Origin of the sequence: Bacillus sp. LB7 (assembly GCF_030449715.1) — a bacterium.
In the GTDB taxonomy this organism is placed as follows: Bacteria; Bacillota; Bacilli; order Bacillales; family Bacillaceae; genus Bacillus; species Bacillus paralicheniformis.
Genome location: NZ_JASGCA010000008.1, coordinates 178957 through 196002, shown reverse-complemented (window position 1 = coordinate 196002; position 17046 = coordinate 178957). Strand labels below are relative to the sequence as shown.

Genomic DNA, 17046 nt, shown 5'->3' with positions numbered 1-17046 from the left:
GGGGAGTTTTCTTAATACAACGCTGAAAGCTTTTTGGAACCCTAGGCCTAGCCTAGGGTTTTCTTTTTCACAAAAAGACGCCGGCAGCTGCCGGCGCCCTTGGACAATGTCTCGATTACAGGTGCTTGTTGATGGAAGCTGCAATGTTCTGCAAGTCTTCCGGTGAATAGTCGTCCGCATGTGTTTTCCAGACGGCTCCGAATCCGTCTCCTTTGCCGTAGCGGGGGATGATGTGCATGTGATAGTGGAAGACGGACTGCCCCGCTTTTTCGCCATTGTTATTCAGAAGGTTTAAGCCGATCGGCTCGTATTCGTCTTTGATAGCTTGGGCGATTTTCGGAACCGCTTCAAAAAATTCCCTAGAAACATCAGGTGTCATTTCGTAAATATTGGTTTTATGAACTTTTGGAATCACAAGCGTGTGCCCTTTTGTGACTTGGCTGATGTCGAGAAAAGCCAGCACATGTTCATTTTCAAATACCTTTGCACAAGGGATTTCTCCGTTTATGATTTTGCAGAAAATACAGTCGCTCATACTTTTCCTCCTTTTTCCATTAGGGAAAGGTTATGTATAAGCAACATATTACCACAATTTGCGTGAAAACACGAAAAACAGGATGAACGGCTCCAACGTTCACCCTGCCTGAAGAAGGTTCGCTTTAATGAAGAAACGTTAACTGCCTTTTGCAAGCACCCATTTTCGTCAAAATGAAAGCTTGTAACGCCTATACATTTCCTGCGACAAACACCTCATTTGATCGTCACACCTTTTTTATATGACGGAGATGTCAAATAAAGCAGGTGCTTTCTCAATTCAGTGGATGAAAGAAATTTCTAAGCTTGACATGTTTCATACTCAGGAACTCTTGCCGATTTTGTCTTTGACAAACACCTCATTCGCCAGAGTTGATAAGCTTTCCCTTCTTCAAGAATTAGAATGTCCTGATGCGCATTCGATTATTCGTTTTATTTTAAGGCCGAAAAGCGAGAGGGAAAACGTTTCAAATACATTCTTGTTTTTGGTACTATTAAGAAAAATGCAGGAAAGGAACGAACGTATGTCACTATTGACTGTAAATGAGTTAACTGGAGGGTATACAAGAAACCCGGTGCTGCGCGATGTTTCATTTGCGATTGAACGGGAGCAGATCGTCGGGCTGATCGGTTTGAACGGAGCGGGGAAAAGCACGACGATCCGGCATATCATCGGCTTAATGGAACCGCACAAAGGATCGGTTGAATTGAACGGCAAAACGTTCATGGACGATCCGGAAAGCTATCGTTCCCAATTTACGTTTATTCCGGAAACGCCGATTTTATATGAAGAGCTGACATTGAAGGAGCATTTGGAGCTGACGGCGATGGCGTACGGCCTTTCCAAGGAAACGTTCGAGAAAAGGCTTCCGCCGCTTTTGAAAGAATTCAGAATGGAAAAGCGCCTGAAATGGTTCCCCGCCCATTTTTCAAAAGGAATGAAGCAGAAGGTTATGATCATGTGCGCTTTCCTTGTTGAACCCGACCTGTACATTATAGATGAACCGTTTCTCGGTCTTGATCCGCTGGCGATCAATGCCCTTCTTGAGCGGATGAACGAAGCGAAGAAAAACGGCGCAGCCGTTTTGATGTCGACGCATATTTTGGCAACGGCAGAGCGGTATTGCGACTCCTTCATTATTCTCCATAACGGCGAAGTGAGGGCGAAAGGAACGCTTGATGAGCTCAGGGAACAGTTTTCGATGGAAGAAGCGAGCCTCGACGACCTGTATCTTGAACTGACGAAGGAAGAGAGCTATGAATAGCATTCTGGGGATTTGGAAGACAAGAATTGAGGAGTATGTCAAAGAAACAAGATCATATTTGAAGTACATGCTGAATGACCACCTTGTCATCGTCATGATTTTTTTCCTTGCAGGAGCTGCGAGCTGGTACAGCAAATGGCTGAAAGAGATGCCCGAAGGTTTTCCCGCCTATTGGGTGATGGCCGTCATCTTTTCGTTCATTTTGACAGGCTCGTACGTCCGCACGCTGATTAAAGAAGCGGACCTCGTCTTTTTGCTGCCGCTCGAAGCAAAGATTGAGCCGTATTTTCAGCAGGCTTTCCGATTCAGTTTTTTGACGCAGCTGTTTCCGCTGGCCGCCGCGGCCCTCGCTTTGGCGCCGCTCTATTTTGAAGCGAGCGGCAAGGCTTTTTCCGCGTACTTCATCTTGCTGATTCAACTGCTCGTCTTAAAAGGATGGAACACAGCGATGCAATGGCGAATGACGTTTTTCGGCGAAAAAAACATGAGGGTCACCGACTGGATTGTCAGACTGCTTCTTAACACGATCGCGATCTATTTCGCTTTAGCGTCTTCATACGGATTTGCAGCAGCTGTCTACCTGATCATGGCCGCCCTGTATGTGTATTTTAAAATGATTGATAAGAAAAAATCGTTTAAATGGGAGCTGCATATTGAAGACGAAATCAGAAGAAAGCAGCGGTTCTACAGAATTGCGAACCTATTCACAGACGTTCCCCATCTTAGAAAGCAGGCGAAAAGAAGAGCATATCTCGATTGGATGCTCCGGTTTATTCCGTATGAACAGCGCCGGACATTTACATATATGTACGGAAGGACATTTATCAGATCAAACGACTATTTCGGTATCGTCGTCAGACTGACCGCAATTTTTGGTATCATCATCGCTTATTTTTCGACATATGAGTGGGTTTCTGCCGCGCTCATCGTCTTTACCGTATTCATTACAGGAATTCAGCTGATGCCGCTGTTTGATCATTTCTCACACTTGTCATTGCAGGAGCTTTATCCCGTCAAAGCGGAAGAAAAGCGGAAGAGCTTTTTCGGCTTGCTTCACATTGTTCTGAGCGTCCAGGCGCTTGTTTTGTCTGCTGTTGCCGGAGCCATGATGCAGTGGATCGGGATGCTCGCCGGACTGGCCGGCTCCACATTGCTTATATTTGTAATTTTGAAGCCTTATTTCAGCAGCAGATTAAAGAAAAATGCCAAGAGATCATGAATCCTTTTCTTTTTAAGCAAGTATCATGAAAGAAGAGGTGAGTGGCGCATGAATGAAAACCAGCTTTATTTGGAGGAAGCGATCCGCTGGAAAATGAAGTTTCTCAGAAAGCCGTCGATGGCTGAGCGGATGTCGAAAAGCGTGCAGTCGAAAATCAACGCCCGCATTCCCGCCAAAGTTCACAAAGCGATAACAGAAAGCATTAAAAAGATGGTCGAGGCCACTTTGCTCGGCTCGAATTTGACGACTTTTGACAAGAAAACAGGCGCGCTTTCGCTAAGGGAAAAAGATGAGCTGGCTCAGAAGACGATCGTCCAGTATCAAAAGGCGGCTGCAGTTGAAGGGGTCGGAACAGGCGCAGGCGGGATTTTTCTCGGACTGGCGGACTTTCCGCTTTTACTTGGCATCAAAATGAAATGCCTGTTTGAATTGGCGTCGATTTACGGATACGATATTAAGGAGAAAGAAGAGCGGATGTTTCTTCTGTATATTTTTCAGCTCGCCTTCTCCGGGGAAGCGCACCGAAAAGAAATTTTCCGCATGATTGAACATTGGGAAACCGAAAAGCGCGAAATCGATTGGCAGGCTTTTCAGCAGGAATACCGGGACTATCTCGATCTTGTCAAGCTGTTTCAGCTTGTGCCGGGCTTCGGCGCGGTCATAGGCGGAACGGCTAACTATAAGCTGCTTGGGCATCTTGGGGAAACAGCGAGGCACGTTTTCCATATGAGGTTGATACATGAGACAGCCGGATATTGATGATCCGGCTGTTTTTTGCTTTTTCGGCTGTTACATTGCAGGCGTTTCGCGGAGCGCCTGCTCTTTCTCCTGATAGGAGATCGCGGCATTTGCCAGCACCTTGGCTGCGATCAGCAGCGCTTTTTCATCAAGATCGAATTTCGGATGGTGATGGGGAAACACCGCGTCCGGATTTTCAGGACGGGCGCCTGTAAAGAAGAATGTCCCTTTGACGTGCTCCAGGTAGTAAGCGAAATCTTCCCCGCCCATTTGCATGCCGCTTTCCTCGACGTTTTCGACGCCTTCTGTCTGTTTGGCGATGTTTGCGAGAAAAGCCGTTTCTTCCGGATGGTTGCAGACAGGCGGATAGCCTCTTTCAAAGGAATAGTCACAGTCAGCGCCATGCATGCCGCATATCCCCTTTGCAATCTGTTCAATTTCGTTTTCAATCAAGGTGCGGATTTCTTCATTGAAGGAACGCGCCGTCCCGATTAAAACGGCTTTATCAGCGATGACATTAAAGGAGTTTTCGGCAACAAATGAACCTATCGAAACGACTGCCGGCTGAGTCGGATCGAGCCTGCGGCTGACAATCTGCTGGAGTGAAGCGACGATCTGCGATCCGATCAACACGGCGTCTTTTGTTTTATGAGGCTGTGCGCCATGCCCGCCTTTGCCTTTAATCGTAATCGTAAAACGGTCCGCAGCGGCCATGATCGGTCCTGTTCGATATTGAACGGTTCCCGTCGGCTCTGTAGCCCACAAATGGGTTCCGAAAATCACGTCAACACCGTCAAGACAGCCGTCTTCAATCATCGGCCTGGCTCCGCCCGGCGAATATTCCTCGGCGTGCTGATGGATGAGGACGATCTTTCCTTTTAAACGGTGGGCATGTTCATTCAAAATTTTCGCGAGGACGAGCAGGGTGGCCGTGTGCCCGTCGTGTCCGCAGGCATGCATCACTCCCGGCTCCGTCGACCGGTAAGGTACATCTTTTTCATCATGAATGGGCAGCGCGTCAAAATCGGCTCGAAGCGCAATGACGGGGCCGGGCGCTCCGCCTTCGATGTGTGCGAGAACTCCGCCTCCGCCGACATTGGTGCGGATAGGAATACCGAGCGCTTCATAGTAAGAAGCGATAAATGCGGCTGTTTTCTTTTCTTGAAAAGAAAGCTCCGGGTGCTGATGAAAATGGCGCCTCAATTTGACCATTTCATCGTAGTGGGCATCAAGCTGCTCATTGATTTGTCGGATGAATGCGGATGCGCTCAAAAAAATTCCTCCTTTTAGGAATGGTAAGTTTTTATAATTTTATGACAACTGAAGCCGCTGTTCAACACCTTTGCTTTTTTTATCAATAAGTATTGCGTTTATGACATATGCGCTGGAGAGTATATTGAACAAATCATCTAGACATTTAAGATTTGCGAAAAAAACCCTTGTAAGGACTTGTTTAAAAATATTTCAAATGTCTTTAGACAGCTTTCTTCCTTTCATTAAATCATTGAGTTTTCTAATATATTCATATTTCAATAAATACCTTTTGACTGCATGTTGAAAAGATTCATTCTCAAAAAAATTAATTTTTTTCTTTAAAGTTTTAGTCAATTTAAGTGATTTTTGATGAGATACTTGCAATTTTGTATGATTCTTTATTAAATCATTTAGCTCTTTTTCCGTATCCTCAATAATAATCTTTTGTAATTTATTAAAGATATCATGGTTAAAGTCAACCGTATAATGGCAGTAATATCGACCCCAGGGGTGGTTAGTAGACAATAAATACTCTTTCTCAGTCATATCAATTATTTTCACATTGAAATTATCTCTTATATAATAATCGAACACATCCCAATAGGAATTCAGCAATTCGACATCTATGGTTCTGAATTTGTAATGTTTCCGAACCTCGTTCAGGCTTTTGCCATCCTGAAGTTTGTCGGAAAATCTTGCTTTAATCAAAATTATTTTGCATTCAGGCAAATTGTCTTTCAAAAATTTAAAAAACTGATTGACCCGTGATGCCCAAAGTAAATAATAATCATTAGGTGAAATATCAATTCTTAAACGATTTTTATTTTGCTTAAATAAAGGAAGGTTTTGAAATTTAGGGCTATCTGTAATAAATACTTCGTCGCTTATTTCCATAACACCATTATAGACATCGGAATAACAGTCAATTAATAAATAATCGGGTTTATTCTCAACAAGTTTATTTAAAAATTCTTTAGTACACTCAGATCTGAGTAAGGACTTGTTAAAGTCATCCATTTCTTTTATAGAATCATCCTCTTGAAAAGGAATGGGGTTTGATGTGATGCTTATAAAAGAAGTTTGGTGTTGATCACCAACGAGATCAAAAAACATTTTGTAATTTGGATTAAATTGAGTATTAAAATTATCTCTTGAAATACAGGAACCAAATACAGCGATTTTCTTTTTCATTTACATCATCCTAGTCTTAATTTACTATTAACTCGTAATAATAGCATAAAAATGATTTGAATTTCATTGATAATTTGAATTCATATTCTATTTATTATTAAGTGAGCGAACCCTGTAGACGATAAATTAATGAAGGCACTTCTGCAGATAAGTATCGACCATTATGAGTTTGTTAGAACTCGAGAGGGATAAATGTTTCAGATATTAAAATACCGCACTTGTCCAAAACATAGCCTCATACAGCTTATTCCTGGGCTGTCAGAGTGTGAAGGAAGGGCTCATTTCCTCGGAAATAAAAAAACTGCCTTAAAAGGCAGTTATTCGACAGAATGATACGAAGAAATATAGGATGGGCGGGAAAAAATCGTTCCGCCTTGGTTAATTCCAGCTGAAGATTCCTTCTTTTGATGGGCTTCGCCGAACGATTTGGAGCTTTTCCAGTCCTGAAATGACTGTTCTGTGTCCCACAGCGTCAGGACGATATACGTATCGCTGTCTTTCGGCCTCAGCACCCTGAGGGCTTTAAAACCGGGCTGATTTTCGATTTTTCCGGCTCTGTTTTTAAAACGGGTTTCGAAAAGCGGTCTTCCTTCCGGTGTGACAGGGATGTTGTTGAGGACGGCGAATCCGGAATGTTTCAAAGTTCCCGACTGATCGATGATTTCGTAGCGGTGCGGAGAATGAAAGACGCTTTCTCCGTCGGTTTCGTGAAAGAGAATGGCGGAATCGTGGCTTTTCATAAATAACATGTTTTCAAGACCGTGCTGTTTGGCGAGCTTTTTTAAAAACTCGACAGTTCCGTATGTAATGTAAAAATTCAATTTCATCACCCCTTTTTTGATAGTATAACAAAAGGACGATTTAAAATTCTATCTATTACCCGCTATAAATGCTGCAACATAATTTGAAGAAAAAATTCCCATACTAGCTATAGAAAGGAATGAGGTGACCATATGAGAAAGAGATTTTTCATTCCAATCATCATTACAGCGGCGATATTCCTTTTATCGTTAATCGGATATATTACGATTTTGTTTCTGGGGGATTATGTGATTGATGAAAAGAAACTGATTTTCCATGCTTCTTCTAAAATCGTCGACCAAAATGGAGAAGAAGTCGCAAGCCTCTATACCGAAAACAGAAGACCTGTTTCAATTGCCGAGGTGCCGGACGGCGTAAAAAATGCCTTTATCGCGGTTGAAGACAAGCGCTTTTATGAGCACCACGGCATCGATTTTAAATCGGTGAGCCGTGCGGTCTATAAAGATATATTAGCGGGAGGGAAAGTGGAAGGTGGAAGTACGATCACCCAGCAGCTTGCAAAAAACACTTTTTTAACACACGACAAAACGTTTTTAAGAAAAACGAAAGAAGTCATTATCGCGATCAACTTGGAGCGGGACTACAGCAAAGACAAGCTTTTGGAAATGTATTTGAACCAGCTTTATTTCGGGCACGGCGTCTATGGAATCCAGGCGGCGGCAAACTACTTTTTTAGCAAAGATGTGAAAGACTTGACGGTCAGTGAGGGAGCGGTGCTTGCTTCCATTCCTAAAGCGCCGTCCACGTATTCGCCCATTCTCAATCCGGAAAAAAGCCGTGAGCGGCGCAATGTCATTCTCGGCATGATGAATGAGCAGGGATATATCAGCTCAAAGGAAACCGTCAGAGCCCAAGGCAGCACATTGGGTCTCCATGTGAAAGAAAAATCAAAAAATCCGTGGCTTGACAGCTATATTGATCTGGTCATGAAAGAAGCAGAAGACAAATATTCGATTTCGAGCGAACAGCTTCTTCAAGGAGGATACACGATTAGTGTTCCGCTCGACATTTCGATTCAAAAAGCGGCTTACACGCTGATGAAGCAGGACGGCTATTTTCCCGGAACAGACAATAAAGCTGAAGGGAGCGCCGTTTTTATCGATAACCGGACAGGCGGCGTAGTAGCCGCTCTCGGAGGCCGGGAATACGCTCCGAAAGGCTACAACAGGGCAACAGCCCCGCGTCAGCCCGGTTCGACGTTTAAACCGCTTGCCGTTTACGGCCCAGCTCTTGAAGAAAAGCGGTTCAAGCCGTACTCCATGCTTGAAGATAAACAGCTGTCATACGGCGGCTACTCGCCGAAAAACTATGACGGCCAGTATGAGGGCAAGGTCTCAATGGTGGATGCGCTGACTTACAGCAAAAACGCGCCTGCCGTATGGACGTTAAATGAGATCGGAATCGAAACGGTGAAGCCTTATCTGAGCCGCTTAGGCATGAACGTGCCGGATGAGGGCCTGGCATTGGGGCTGGGCGGCTTAGAGAAAGGAGTGTCGCCGCTTGAGATTGCCGGGGCATACCGAACCTTCGCAAATTCAGGACAATACACCGAGCCGTTCTTTATTAAAAAAATCACGGACGAAAACGGGGATGTCATATTCCGCCACGAGGAAAAATCAGAAAAGGTATTCAGCAAACAAACAGCTTGGAACATGACGCGAATGCTGGAGGAGGTCGTGAAGAGCGGAACAGGAAAAGCAGGTGATTTTTCCGGAGAGATTGCAGGAAAAACGGGGTCGACCACGTATACCGGAAAAGAGGGCGGAACAAAAGATGCCTGGTTTGCGGGGTATACGCCCGAAGTGACGGGAGCTGTCTGGATGGGTTACGATAAAACGGATGAATCCCATTATTTAAAAGGCGGCAGCGCTTATCCGACAAGGCTGTTTAAAGACATTTTAAAACGCTCCAACCATAAGCCTGAACGATTTAAGGCGCCTGAAGGTGTAAAAGATCTGGACAGGCCGATCCGCCTCGAAGATCTGGAAAGTGTTAAAGCAGACTACTCCTTTACGCCGATGGGGCTGATTACGGTATCATTAAAATGGCATGAACAAGAGGATAAAAGAGTTGAATACCGAATATATGAAAGGAAAAATGGAAAAGAAACGCTCATCGATACGGTTAAGGGGAAAGGAAGCTATTCAATCCCTTATGCAAACATCTTTTCCAATGCTTCCTATAAAATTGTTCCGTACAATCCGCAGACGAAAACAGAGGGGAAAGGGACTGATTATGTCGAACCGAAAGTGTTTCCTTCGGGTCATTAGGTACCCGAAATTCATCAATTTCTTGAACAATAAGTCTCATGAGTATACCGTTCAATAAAAAAACGGTATATTGGAAGGAGTAATTTTGCGAACGTATGGTTGCAGCTTGAAAGGTGGATATCATGATGAAAAACGACAAGGCTTTTAATGACACATTCTTAAAAGCATGCCGAGGAGAAAAGGCCGCCCATGTACCGGTATGGTACATGAGGCAGGCCGGAAGATCACAGCCTGAGTACAGAGCGCTCAAGGAAAAGTACGGACTGTTTGACATTACCCATCAGCCCGAATTGTGCGCTTATGTGACAAGACTGCCCGTCGAACAGTACGGTGTCGATGCGGCAATACTTTATAAAGACATAATGACACCGCTTCCAGGTATTGGCGTTGACGTCGAAATTAAAAACGGCATCGGTCCTGTCATCGATCAGCCGGTCACATCTCTCACAGATGTTGAAAAACTCGGCGAACTCGAGCCGGAGGAGCATATTCCATATGTGCTGGAGACGATCAGGCTCTTGACAGAAGAACAGCTGAACGTTCCGCTGATCGGCTTTACAGGAGCGCCGTTTACACTGGCCAGCTATATGATAGAAGGCGGCCCGTCCAAAAACTACAATAAAACAAAAGCGTTTATGTACAGCCAGCCTGCTGCATGGGATCTCTTGATGAATAAGCTCGGGAAGATGGCGGCTGTATACGTCAAAGCCCAAATCCGCGCCGGCGCCAAAGCCATTCAAGTGTTCGATTCATGGGTCGGCGCGCTGAATGCCGGTGATTACTGCCGCTATATCAAGCCGACGATGGACATTCTTTTCAAAGAGCTGAAAAAAGAAGGCGTGCCGCTGATTATGTTCGGAGTCGGCGCAAGCCACCTTGCGACTGAATGGCACGATCTTGACCTCGACGTCGTCGGGTTGGACTGGCGGATGAGCGTGCAGGAAGCCAGGGATAAAGGGCTGACAAAAACGCTTCAGGGGAATTTGGACCCTTCGATCCTGCTTGCCCCGTGGGAAGTCATTGAAGAGAGGACGAAAGCCATTCTCGATCAGGGCATGCAGACGGACCGGTTTATTTTCAACCTCGGTCACGGGATTTTTCCCGAAGTCAGTCCAGACACACTGAAAAAATTGACGGCATTTGTTCATGAGTATTCCGCCTCAAAAAAATCGAGCCTGATCACATGAGCATTTCAGTTGGTCTTTTCAATATAAACTGTCAAAATACGTATAGATCATGATCTTTAAAGAGGTGTTCACGTTGGGTAAAAAGAAAATGGGGCTTCTTGTGATGGCGTATGGGACGCCGTACAAAGAGGAAGACATTGAACGTTATTATACACACATCAGAAGAGGCAGGAAGCCTGAGCCTGACATGCTGCAGGACTTAAAAGACCGCTATAAGGCGATCGGCGGAATTTCTCCGCTTGCAAAGATCACGCAAGAGCAGACGAAGCAGCTGGAAAAACGCTTAAACGAGCTTCAGGATGATGTGGTATTCAAGTCATATATCGGTCTCAAACATATCGAACCTTTCATTGAGTATGCCGTTCAGGAGATGCATAAAGACGGGATTACAGAAGCCGTCAGCATCGTGCTCGCGCCCCATTTCTCCACCTTCAGCGTACAGTCGTACAACAAGCGGGCGAAAGACGAGGCTGAAAAGCTCGGCGGATTGTCGATCACATCGATCAACAGCTGGTATGATGAGCCGAAATTCATCGCATATTGGGCGGATCAAGTGAGAAAAACCTATGACGAAATGCCTTCGGAAGAAAGGGAAAACGCCGTCTTGATTGTTTCGGCGCACAGCCTTCCCGAAAAGATCGTCGAAATGGGTGATCCATATCCTGAACAGCTTAAAGAATCAGCGAAGCTGATTGCCGAAGCGGCGGGTGTAAAAGATTACGCCGTCGGCTGGCAAAGCGAAGGAAACACCCCTGATCCGTGGCTTGGGCCGGATGTTCAGGATTTGACGCGCGACTTGTCAGAGCAAAAAGGGTACAGCGCTTTTGTTTATGCTCCCGTCGGCTTCGTAGCCGACCATTTGGAAGTTCTTTATGACAACGACTATGAATGCAAAGTCGTCACGGACGATATCGGAGCAAGCTATTACAGACCTGAAATGCCGAATGCAAAACATGAGTTTATCGATGCTTTAGCGGATGTTGTATTAAAACAATTGGAGAAAGAACAGTAAAGAAGGCGATTGTAAATGAGTGGAGAACGCAGGCAGATTGTCATCATCGGCGGCGGTATTACCGGATTGGCCGCCGCCTTCTACTTGGAGAAGGAAATCAAAAAGAACGATCTCCCGGCCGAAGTCACGCTTGTTGAAGCAAGTCCGAGACTGGGCGGAAAGATACAGACGGTACACAAAGACGGCTATGTGATTGAACGGGGGCCGGATTCATTTTTGGAACGGAAGCAAAGCGCACCTCAGCTCGTGAAGGATCTCGGGCTGGAGCACTTGCTCGTGAACAACGCTACAGGCCAGTCTTATGTTCTTGTCAGCGAAACGCTCTATCCGATTCCGGAAGGAGCCGTGATGGGGGTGCCGACAAAAATCGGCCCTTTTCTGACAACGGGCTTGTTTTCCTTGCCGGGGAAGTTGAGAGCCGGAATGGATTTGCTGCTTCCGGCGAGCAAGCCGCAGGAAGACCAGTCGCTCGGAGAATTTTTCAGAAGACGCGTCGGAGGTGAAGTGGTGGAGAACCTGATCGAACCGCTTTTGTCAGGCATTTATGCCGGGGACATTGACCGCCTCAGTCTGATGTCGACTTTCCCGCAATTCTACCAGACAGAACAGAAGTACAGAAGCTTGATCATCGGGATGAAAAAATCGCGCGGCGCCCAGAGCGCCAAAAAGCCTGCAAACAAAAAGAAAGGCCAGTTCCAGACGGTGAAAACCGGCCTGCAGACGATTGTTGAAGAACTGGAAAAGCAGCTCGATATCACAAAGGTTTATAAAGGCACAAAGGTTGTCAGCATTGAGCGCGCGGGCTCGGGCTACAGCATGAAGCTTGACAACGGCAAGCTGCTTTACGCCGATTCGGCCGTGGTCACCGCTCCCCATAAAGCAGCTGCCGCGATGTTTCCCAAAGCGGATTGGCTGAAGGGTTTAGAAGATATGGTGTCAACATCTGTCGCCAATGTGGCGCTCGGATTTCCGGAAGAAGCCGTCCAAATGGAGCATCAAGGAACAGGCTTTGTCATTTCAAGAAACAGCGACTTTTCGATTACGGCGTGCACTTGGACAAACAAAAAATGGCCGAGTACAACGCCTGAAGGAAAAATCCTGTTAAGGGCTTATGTGGGGAAAGCCGGCGATGAGTCCGTTGTCGAACAGTCGGATAACGAGATGGTGAAAATCGTCCTCGACGATTTAAAACGGATTATGAAGATCGACGGTGAGCCGGAAATGACCTGCATCACAAGATGGCATGAAGCGATGCCGCAATACCATGTCGGCCATAAGAAAAGAATGAAAGAGATCAGGGAAGGGTTACAGGCGTCATATCCGGGCGTTTTCATGACGGGGGCCTCTTTTGAAGGGGTCGGCATTCCGGATTGCATCGACCAAGGCAAACAGGCCGTAGCCGATGTACTCTCACACCTTTTCGAATAAAGAAGAGCAAATAAAGCTGTCCGAATCCATTCGGCGGCTTTTTTTATTTTCACTCTTTTTACTAGCTTTCATCATTTTAAAGTTTGTTTATGGAAAAGATAACATTTAAATTATTGCATTTTATATTCAGGTGTGTTACATTACTTTTTGTACTTACTGACCAAAATGTTCAAATAGTCAATTTCGGGGTGAGAAACCGTGAGCAAAGATCGAAAAGCACTGATTTTAGAAGCGGCGACAAAATCGTTTACACAATTCGGCTACAAAGCGACGACGATGGATCTGGTGGCGAAGCTTGCCAATGTCGGCAAAGGTACGATTTATACTTTTTTCAAGAATAAAGAGGAACTGTTCGACGACATTTTCTCTTCGCTTCTAATTGAAATGAAGCAAACGGCTGATCAAGCGATTGATCCTGATCTGCCTTTTCACGAAAATGCCCATCGCGCGATGATGGCGATATTGGAGTACAGAAAGAAGCACCAGCTGACCATTAAAATCTTTCAGGAAGGTGCGGAGCTCGGCACACCGGCGGCCCGCGAAGTAATTGAAAAGCTGGAACGCATGGTCGTCAGCTATATTAAGAGAAAGATTAAAGAAGCGATTAAAAATGACGATATTAGACCGTGTGACCCCGAGCTGAACGCGTTTGTCATCTTCAAGCTTTACATCGCGCTCATCTTTGACTGGGAAAAAAACCATAAACCGCTGAAAGATGAAGAGTTGGCAGAGATGCTGAAAATGTATATTTTAAAAGGATTATCTCGTTAGATTATCCTTTCTTTGTTTAAAGGGGTGCTTATCCGCATAGAGAGCGGCTACTAACTAGGAGGCGTATCAACATGAATGTTTTCAAAAACCAGTGGAGAGAACTGATAACCAATAAAAAACTACTGATATCCGTGATCGGGGTTCTCTTTATACCGCTGATTTACAGCAGCATATTTTTGGCGGCGTACTGGGACCCATACGGAAACGTCGATCAGCTCCCCGTAGCGGTTGTGAATTCCGACAAGGGAACGACATATGAAGGAAAAGACCTTCACATCGGCGACGACCTTGTCAAAGAACTGAAAAAAAACGATAAATTCGACTGGCATTTTACGACGAAGGAAAAAGCGCTGAGAGGCTTGCAAAATGAGGAATACTACATGGTTGTAGAAATTCCTGAAAACTTTTCGAAGGATGCCAGCACGGTGATGGATAAACATCCGAAAAAGCTGAATCTGATTTATCATACCAACGCCGGACGAAACTATGTCGGCGCCCAGATCAGCGATAAAGCGATTGAACAGCTTCAGCGTTCAGTCGGTTCTGAAATCACGGAGCAATATGCTGAAGTCATCTTTGACAATTTCGGCAAAATCGCAAAAGGTCTCGGTGAAGCAAGCGAAGGTGCCGGAAAACTGGATAAAGGACTGAAAGATGCGAAAGAAGGAAGCGAAACGCTGAAAAAGAACCTTGAAAAGCTTGCGAAAAGCCAAATTCAGTTCAACAAAGACGGAATGGAGAAGTTCGGCGCGGCATTCAATACGCTGAACGACAAAATTCATGAACTTGATTCAGGGCTTGCGCAATTTTTGGAAAAAAGCGGCCAGCTGCACAGCGGTGCTCAACAGCTCCAACAAGGCATGCCTCAGATTGTGGCGGGATTGGAGCAGATGAATGAAGAAGCGCAGAAAATGAGCAAACTCGAAGAAGCCATTTCAAATGAAAAGATTCAGCAGCTTGAAACGGCGCTTTCAAACGCCGAAAAGGCGAAAAAAGAAATCAGCCAGATTTCAAAAAATATTGATGAGCTTGAAGCGGCATTGAAAAACCAGCACAGTGAAGTCAAACAAATTATTGAATCCAGCAACATGCTGACACAAGAACAGAAAGCCGCGCTTATGAAACAAGTCGATGAAAAAATGGGAACGGTGAAGCTGCCTGAGTTTGACAAGTTGAAAGCGCAAATTCCGGATGTCAGCGAACTTCCCGATTTATCCGGGCTGAAACAGAAGCTCGAGGAATTGAAGCAAGTTCCTTCGAATGTGAATAAGCTTTATAAAGGATCGCAGAAGGTTCAGCAAGGGCTCGATGCGCTGACAAACGGTTTGGGTGCTTACAACGAAAAATTCGCGGAGGCAAAAAGCGGATCATCCAAAATCGCCGAAGGCAGCCAGACGTTAGTCGGGAAGTTCGGCGATCTGCAAAGCGCGGCTGATAAACTGAAAGACGGTTCTTCCAAGCTTGCAGAAGGAGCTAAATCTCTTGATGAAGGTCTTGGCAAGCTGTCTGACGGAAGCGGGGAGCTGTTTGACAAGCTGTCTGACGCTGCCGATCAGACCGGCGATATTCAAGCGGGAGACGAAAACTACAATATGTTCTCAGATCCCGTCGATGTGAAAGGCGATAAAATCGATCCGGTTTCCAACTACGGAACAGGATTAACCCCGTATATTTTGTCGCTCGGCTTGTTCGTCGGTGCATTAATGATCACCGTCGTCTTCGATGTGAAAGAACCGGCCGTCCGGCCTGAATCAGCTTTCGGCTGGTTTATGAGCAAATTCAGCGTACTTTTTGCAGTGGGAATTCTTCAAGCGGCGATCGCCTGCACGATCATTCTCTCTGGCATCGGGCTTGAAGTGCAAAGTGTCTGGAGATTTTATGTGTTCAGTATGATCATGAGCATTACATGTCTTGCGATCATTCAGTTTTTGGCTGCGACCATGGGAAATCCGGGACGTTTCATTGCCGTCATTCTGCTCGTGCTTCAGCTTGGAGGAAGCGGAGGAACATTCCCTCTTGCACTTGTTCCTAAGTTCTTCCAAGTCATCCATTCCGCACTGCCGATGACCTACAGCATTGCGGGATACAGAGCGGTGATTTCAAGCGGAGACTACGCGTATATGTGGGAGCAGGCTGCCGTGCTCGGCGGTGTTGCGATCGTCATGATGGCCTTGACGCTGATTTATTTTAAAGTGCTGCTGAGAAAAGGAAAAATTGAAGAGCAGCACGCATAAAAGAAAAACATCTTTTCAAGCCCGGCAAGGGCAAGAAAAGATGTTTTTTTTGAAATCAGGAAGCTGGCGTGCCCCATTTTACAATCAGTCCCGTATATGTAAGACCTCCGCCGAAACCGAACAGAATCAAGGTATCGCCCTCTTTCAACTTTCCGTTCTTGACGGCTTCATCAAGGGCGAGAACGATTGATACGGATGAGGTGTTGCCAAACCATTCGACGCTCGTCAGCGCTTTTTCGAGGGGAATTCCGGTTTTTTCGCAAATTGATTCGACCATTCGCAAATTCGCGCTGTGCGGGACGAACCAATCGATATCTTTCAGCTCCATTTCAGCTTGGGTAAGCAGCTTTTTGACGCCTTCGGGAATGGACCTGACCGCCCACTTATACACTTCGCGGCCGTTTTGAACCATTTTTCCTTCACCTGAGAGCGGCTCCCCTTTAAGGTCGCTTCGCAAGCCGGTTCTGTATAAATGGCGGGCTCCGTCACCTTTCGTATCCTGGGCAAAAGTAATGAAGCTTGGGGCTTTGTCGTCCCGTTCGACAAGCAGGGCGCCCGCCCCGTCGCCGAACAAAATGCAAGACGCGCGGTCTGTGTAGTCGGTTGTTTTTGATAAAGTTTCACCGCTGATCACAAGAATTTTGCTATGCAGTCCGGAAGTGATCAGGCCGTTGGCGATATGCAATCCGTATGTTAATCCCGCGCAAGTCGCATTTACATCCACCGCGCCGACTTCGTTCCATCCGAAGTGCTCCTGAACCTGGCATGCCGTGCTTGGAAAAGCATAGTCCGCCGTTGTGGTAGAGACGATGATCATGTCAATATCGTCAAGCGTGCCGTTGTATCTGCTTTGTAGATTTTCAACGGCCTTTATGCAAAGATCTGATGTGAATTCGTGACTTCCCGCGATTCGCCTTTCTTTCATTCCTGTCCGCTGAACGATCCATTCATCAGAAGTATCGACGATCTTTTCAAAGTCTGTGTTTGTCATGCGCTTTTCGGGAACATAGGTGCCTATGGCGGAAATTCGCGCTTTTGATAAAGTTTTCATGAAATTCACTCTCCTTTTTTTTATTATAACACCTAGTATTAGTATCTGGTACTGAAATATTGATCTGATG

General features: G+C 45.7%; 14 protein-coding genes. 9 read left to right on the top strand and 5 right to left on the bottom strand.

Annotated features, from left to right (window positions below; all coding sequences use genetic code 11):
• Nucleotides 1-115: 115 nt before the first annotated feature.
• The gene (locus QMZ64_RS12915; RefSeq protein WP_020450801.1) at nucleotides 116-535 is read right to left on the bottom strand and encodes an HIT family protein; all 420 of its coding nucleotides are present in this window, start codon (nucleotides 533-535) and stop codon (nucleotides 116-118) included.
• 523 nt (nucleotides 536-1058) lie between these two features.
• Between QMZ64_RS12915 and QMZ64_RS12910 the strand changes: the two genes are divergently transcribed.
• From QMZ64_RS12910 to QMZ64_RS12900, 3 genes are read left to right on the top strand one after another with little or no spacing between them, the layout of a single operon-like run.
• Nucleotides 1059-1799, top strand: coding sequence for an ABC transporter ATP-binding protein (locus QMZ64_RS12910; RefSeq protein WP_020450802.1), 741 nt, complete (start codon nucleotides 1059-1061; stop codon nucleotides 1797-1799).
• On the top strand, nucleotides 1792-3018 hold the full coding sequence (locus QMZ64_RS12905) for an ABC transporter permease (protein WP_301441347.1): 1227 nt from the start codon (nucleotides 1792-1794) through the stop codon (nucleotides 3016-3018). Before QMZ64_RS12910 ends, QMZ64_RS12905 begins: the two co-directional genes overlap by 8 nt.
• Before the next feature lie 48 nt (nucleotides 3019-3066).
• On the top strand, nucleotides 3067-3777 hold the full coding sequence (locus QMZ64_RS12900; RefSeq protein ID WP_265627444.1) for an EcsC family protein: 711 nt from the start codon (nucleotides 3067-3069) through the stop codon (nucleotides 3775-3777).
• 30 nt (nucleotides 3778-3807) lie between these two features.
• On the opposite strand, the gene QMZ64_RS12895 is transcribed toward QMZ64_RS12900, so the two are convergent.
• The 3 genes from QMZ64_RS12895 to QMZ64_RS12885 all read right to left on the bottom strand — a co-directional run bounded on the left by QMZ64_RS12895 (nucleotide 3808) and on the right by QMZ64_RS12885 (nucleotide 7022).
• On the bottom strand, nucleotides 3808-4968 hold the full coding sequence (locus tag QMZ64_RS12895) for a M20 family metallopeptidase (protein WP_265627841.1): 1161 nt from the start codon (nucleotides 4966-4968) through the stop codon (nucleotides 3808-3810).
• Between the two features lie 252 nt (nucleotides 4969-5220).
• Nucleotides 5221-6201, bottom strand: a complete 981-nt coding sequence (locus tag QMZ64_RS12890; protein WP_301441346.1) for a DUF6270 domain-containing protein — start codon at nucleotides 6199-6201, stop codon at nucleotides 5221-5223.
• Nucleotides 6202-6518: 317 nt separating this feature from the next.
• Nucleotides 6519-7022, bottom strand: a complete 504-nt coding sequence (locus QMZ64_RS12885) for an antibiotic biosynthesis monooxygenase family protein (protein ID WP_243939418.1) — start codon at nucleotides 7020-7022, stop codon at nucleotides 6519-6521.
• 132 nt (nucleotides 7023-7154) lie between these two features.
• Between QMZ64_RS12885 and QMZ64_RS12880 the strand changes: the two genes are divergently transcribed.
• From QMZ64_RS12880 to QMZ64_RS12855, 6 genes are all read left to right on the top strand, one after another.
• Nucleotides 7155-9293 (top strand): transglycosylase domain-containing protein, encoded by a 2139-nt coding sequence (locus QMZ64_RS12880; protein WP_265627442.1) that lies wholly within the window; start codon nucleotides 7155-7157, stop codon nucleotides 9291-9293.
• A gap of 125 nt (nucleotides 9294-9418) precedes the next feature.
• Nucleotides 9419-10480, top strand: coding sequence for a uroporphyrinogen decarboxylase (hemE, locus tag QMZ64_RS12875; RefSeq protein WP_243939422.1), 1062 nt, complete (start codon nucleotides 9419-9421; stop codon nucleotides 10478-10480).
• Between the two features lie 73 nt (nucleotides 10481-10553).
• Complete coding sequence (hemH, locus tag QMZ64_RS12870) at nucleotides 10554-11492, top strand: ferrochelatase (protein ID WP_301441345.1); 939 nt, start codon at nucleotides 10554-10556, stop codon at nucleotides 11490-11492.
• 15 nt (nucleotides 11493-11507) lie between these two features.
• The gene (gene hemY / locus QMZ64_RS12865; RefSeq protein ID WP_265627441.1) at nucleotides 11508-12920 is read left to right on the top strand and encodes a protoporphyrinogen oxidase; all 1413 of its coding nucleotides are present in this window, start codon (nucleotides 11508-11510) and stop codon (nucleotides 12918-12920) included.
• Between the two features lie 198 nt (nucleotides 12921-13118).
• On the top strand, nucleotides 13119-13691 hold the full coding sequence (locus QMZ64_RS12860; protein WP_165426556.1) for a TetR/AcrR family transcriptional regulator: 573 nt from the start codon (nucleotides 13119-13121) through the stop codon (nucleotides 13689-13691).
• Nucleotides 13692-13762: 71 nt separating this feature from the next.
• Nucleotides 13763-15925 carry a YhgE/Pip domain-containing protein gene (locus QMZ64_RS12855; RefSeq protein ID WP_265627440.1) on the top strand — a complete coding sequence of 721 codons (2163 nt, stop codon included), beginning with the start codon at nucleotides 13763-13765 and terminating at the stop codon, nucleotides 15923-15925.
• A 55-nt stretch (nucleotides 15926-15980) separates the two neighbouring features.
• Here the strand turns inward: QMZ64_RS12855 and QMZ64_RS12850 are convergent, their stop codons facing one another.
• A complete protein-coding gene (locus tag QMZ64_RS12850) occupies nucleotides 15981-16976 on the bottom strand; it encodes a ketoacyl-ACP synthase III (RefSeq protein WP_265627439.1) in 996 nt (331 codons plus the stop codon).
• Between the last annotated feature and the right edge of the window lie 70 nt (nucleotides 16977-17046).

What these genes read in the sequence shown, in the direction of transcription:
- QMZ64_RS12915 (WP_020450801.1), bottom strand. Translation starts at nt 535, where the DNA reads ATGAGCGACTGTATTTTCTGCAAAATCATAAACGGAGAAATCCCTTGT.
- QMZ64_RS12910 (WP_020450802.1), top strand. Translation starts at nt 1,059, where the DNA reads ATGTCACTATTGACTGTAAATGAGTTAACTGGAGGGTATACAAGAAAC.
- QMZ64_RS12905 (WP_301441347.1), top strand. Translation starts at nt 1,792, where the DNA reads ATGAATAGCATTCTGGGGATTTGGAAGACAAGAATTGAGGAGTATGTC.
- QMZ64_RS12900 (WP_265627444.1), top strand. Translation starts at nt 3,067, where the DNA reads ATGAATGAAAACCAGCTTTATTTGGAGGAAGCGATCCGCTGGAAAATG.
- QMZ64_RS12895 (WP_265627841.1), bottom strand. Translation starts at nt 4,968, where the DNA reads ATGGTCAAATTGAGGCGCCATTTTCATCAGCACCCGGAGCTTTCTTTT.
- QMZ64_RS12890 (WP_301441346.1), bottom strand. Translation starts at nt 6,201, where the DNA reads ATGAAAAAGAAAATCGCTGTATTTGGTTCCTGTATTTCAAGAGATAAT.
- QMZ64_RS12880 (WP_265627442.1), top strand. Translation starts at nt 7,155, where the DNA reads ATGAGAAAGAGATTTTTCATTCCAATCATCATTACAGCGGCGATATTC.
- hemE (WP_243939422.1), top strand. Translation starts at nt 9,419, where the DNA reads ATGAAAAACGACAAGGCTTTTAATGACACATTCTTAAAAGCATGCCGA.
- hemY (WP_265627441.1), top strand. Translation starts at nt 11,508, where the DNA reads ATGAGTGGAGAACGCAGGCAGATTGTCATCATCGGCGGCGGTATTACC.
- QMZ64_RS12855 (WP_265627440.1), top strand. Translation starts at nt 13,763, where the DNA reads ATGAATGTTTTCAAAAACCAGTGGAGAGAACTGATAACCAATAAAAAA.
- QMZ64_RS12850 (WP_265627439.1), bottom strand. Translation starts at nt 16,976, where the DNA reads ATGAAAACTTTATCAAAAGCGCGAATTTCCGCCATAGGCACCTATGTT.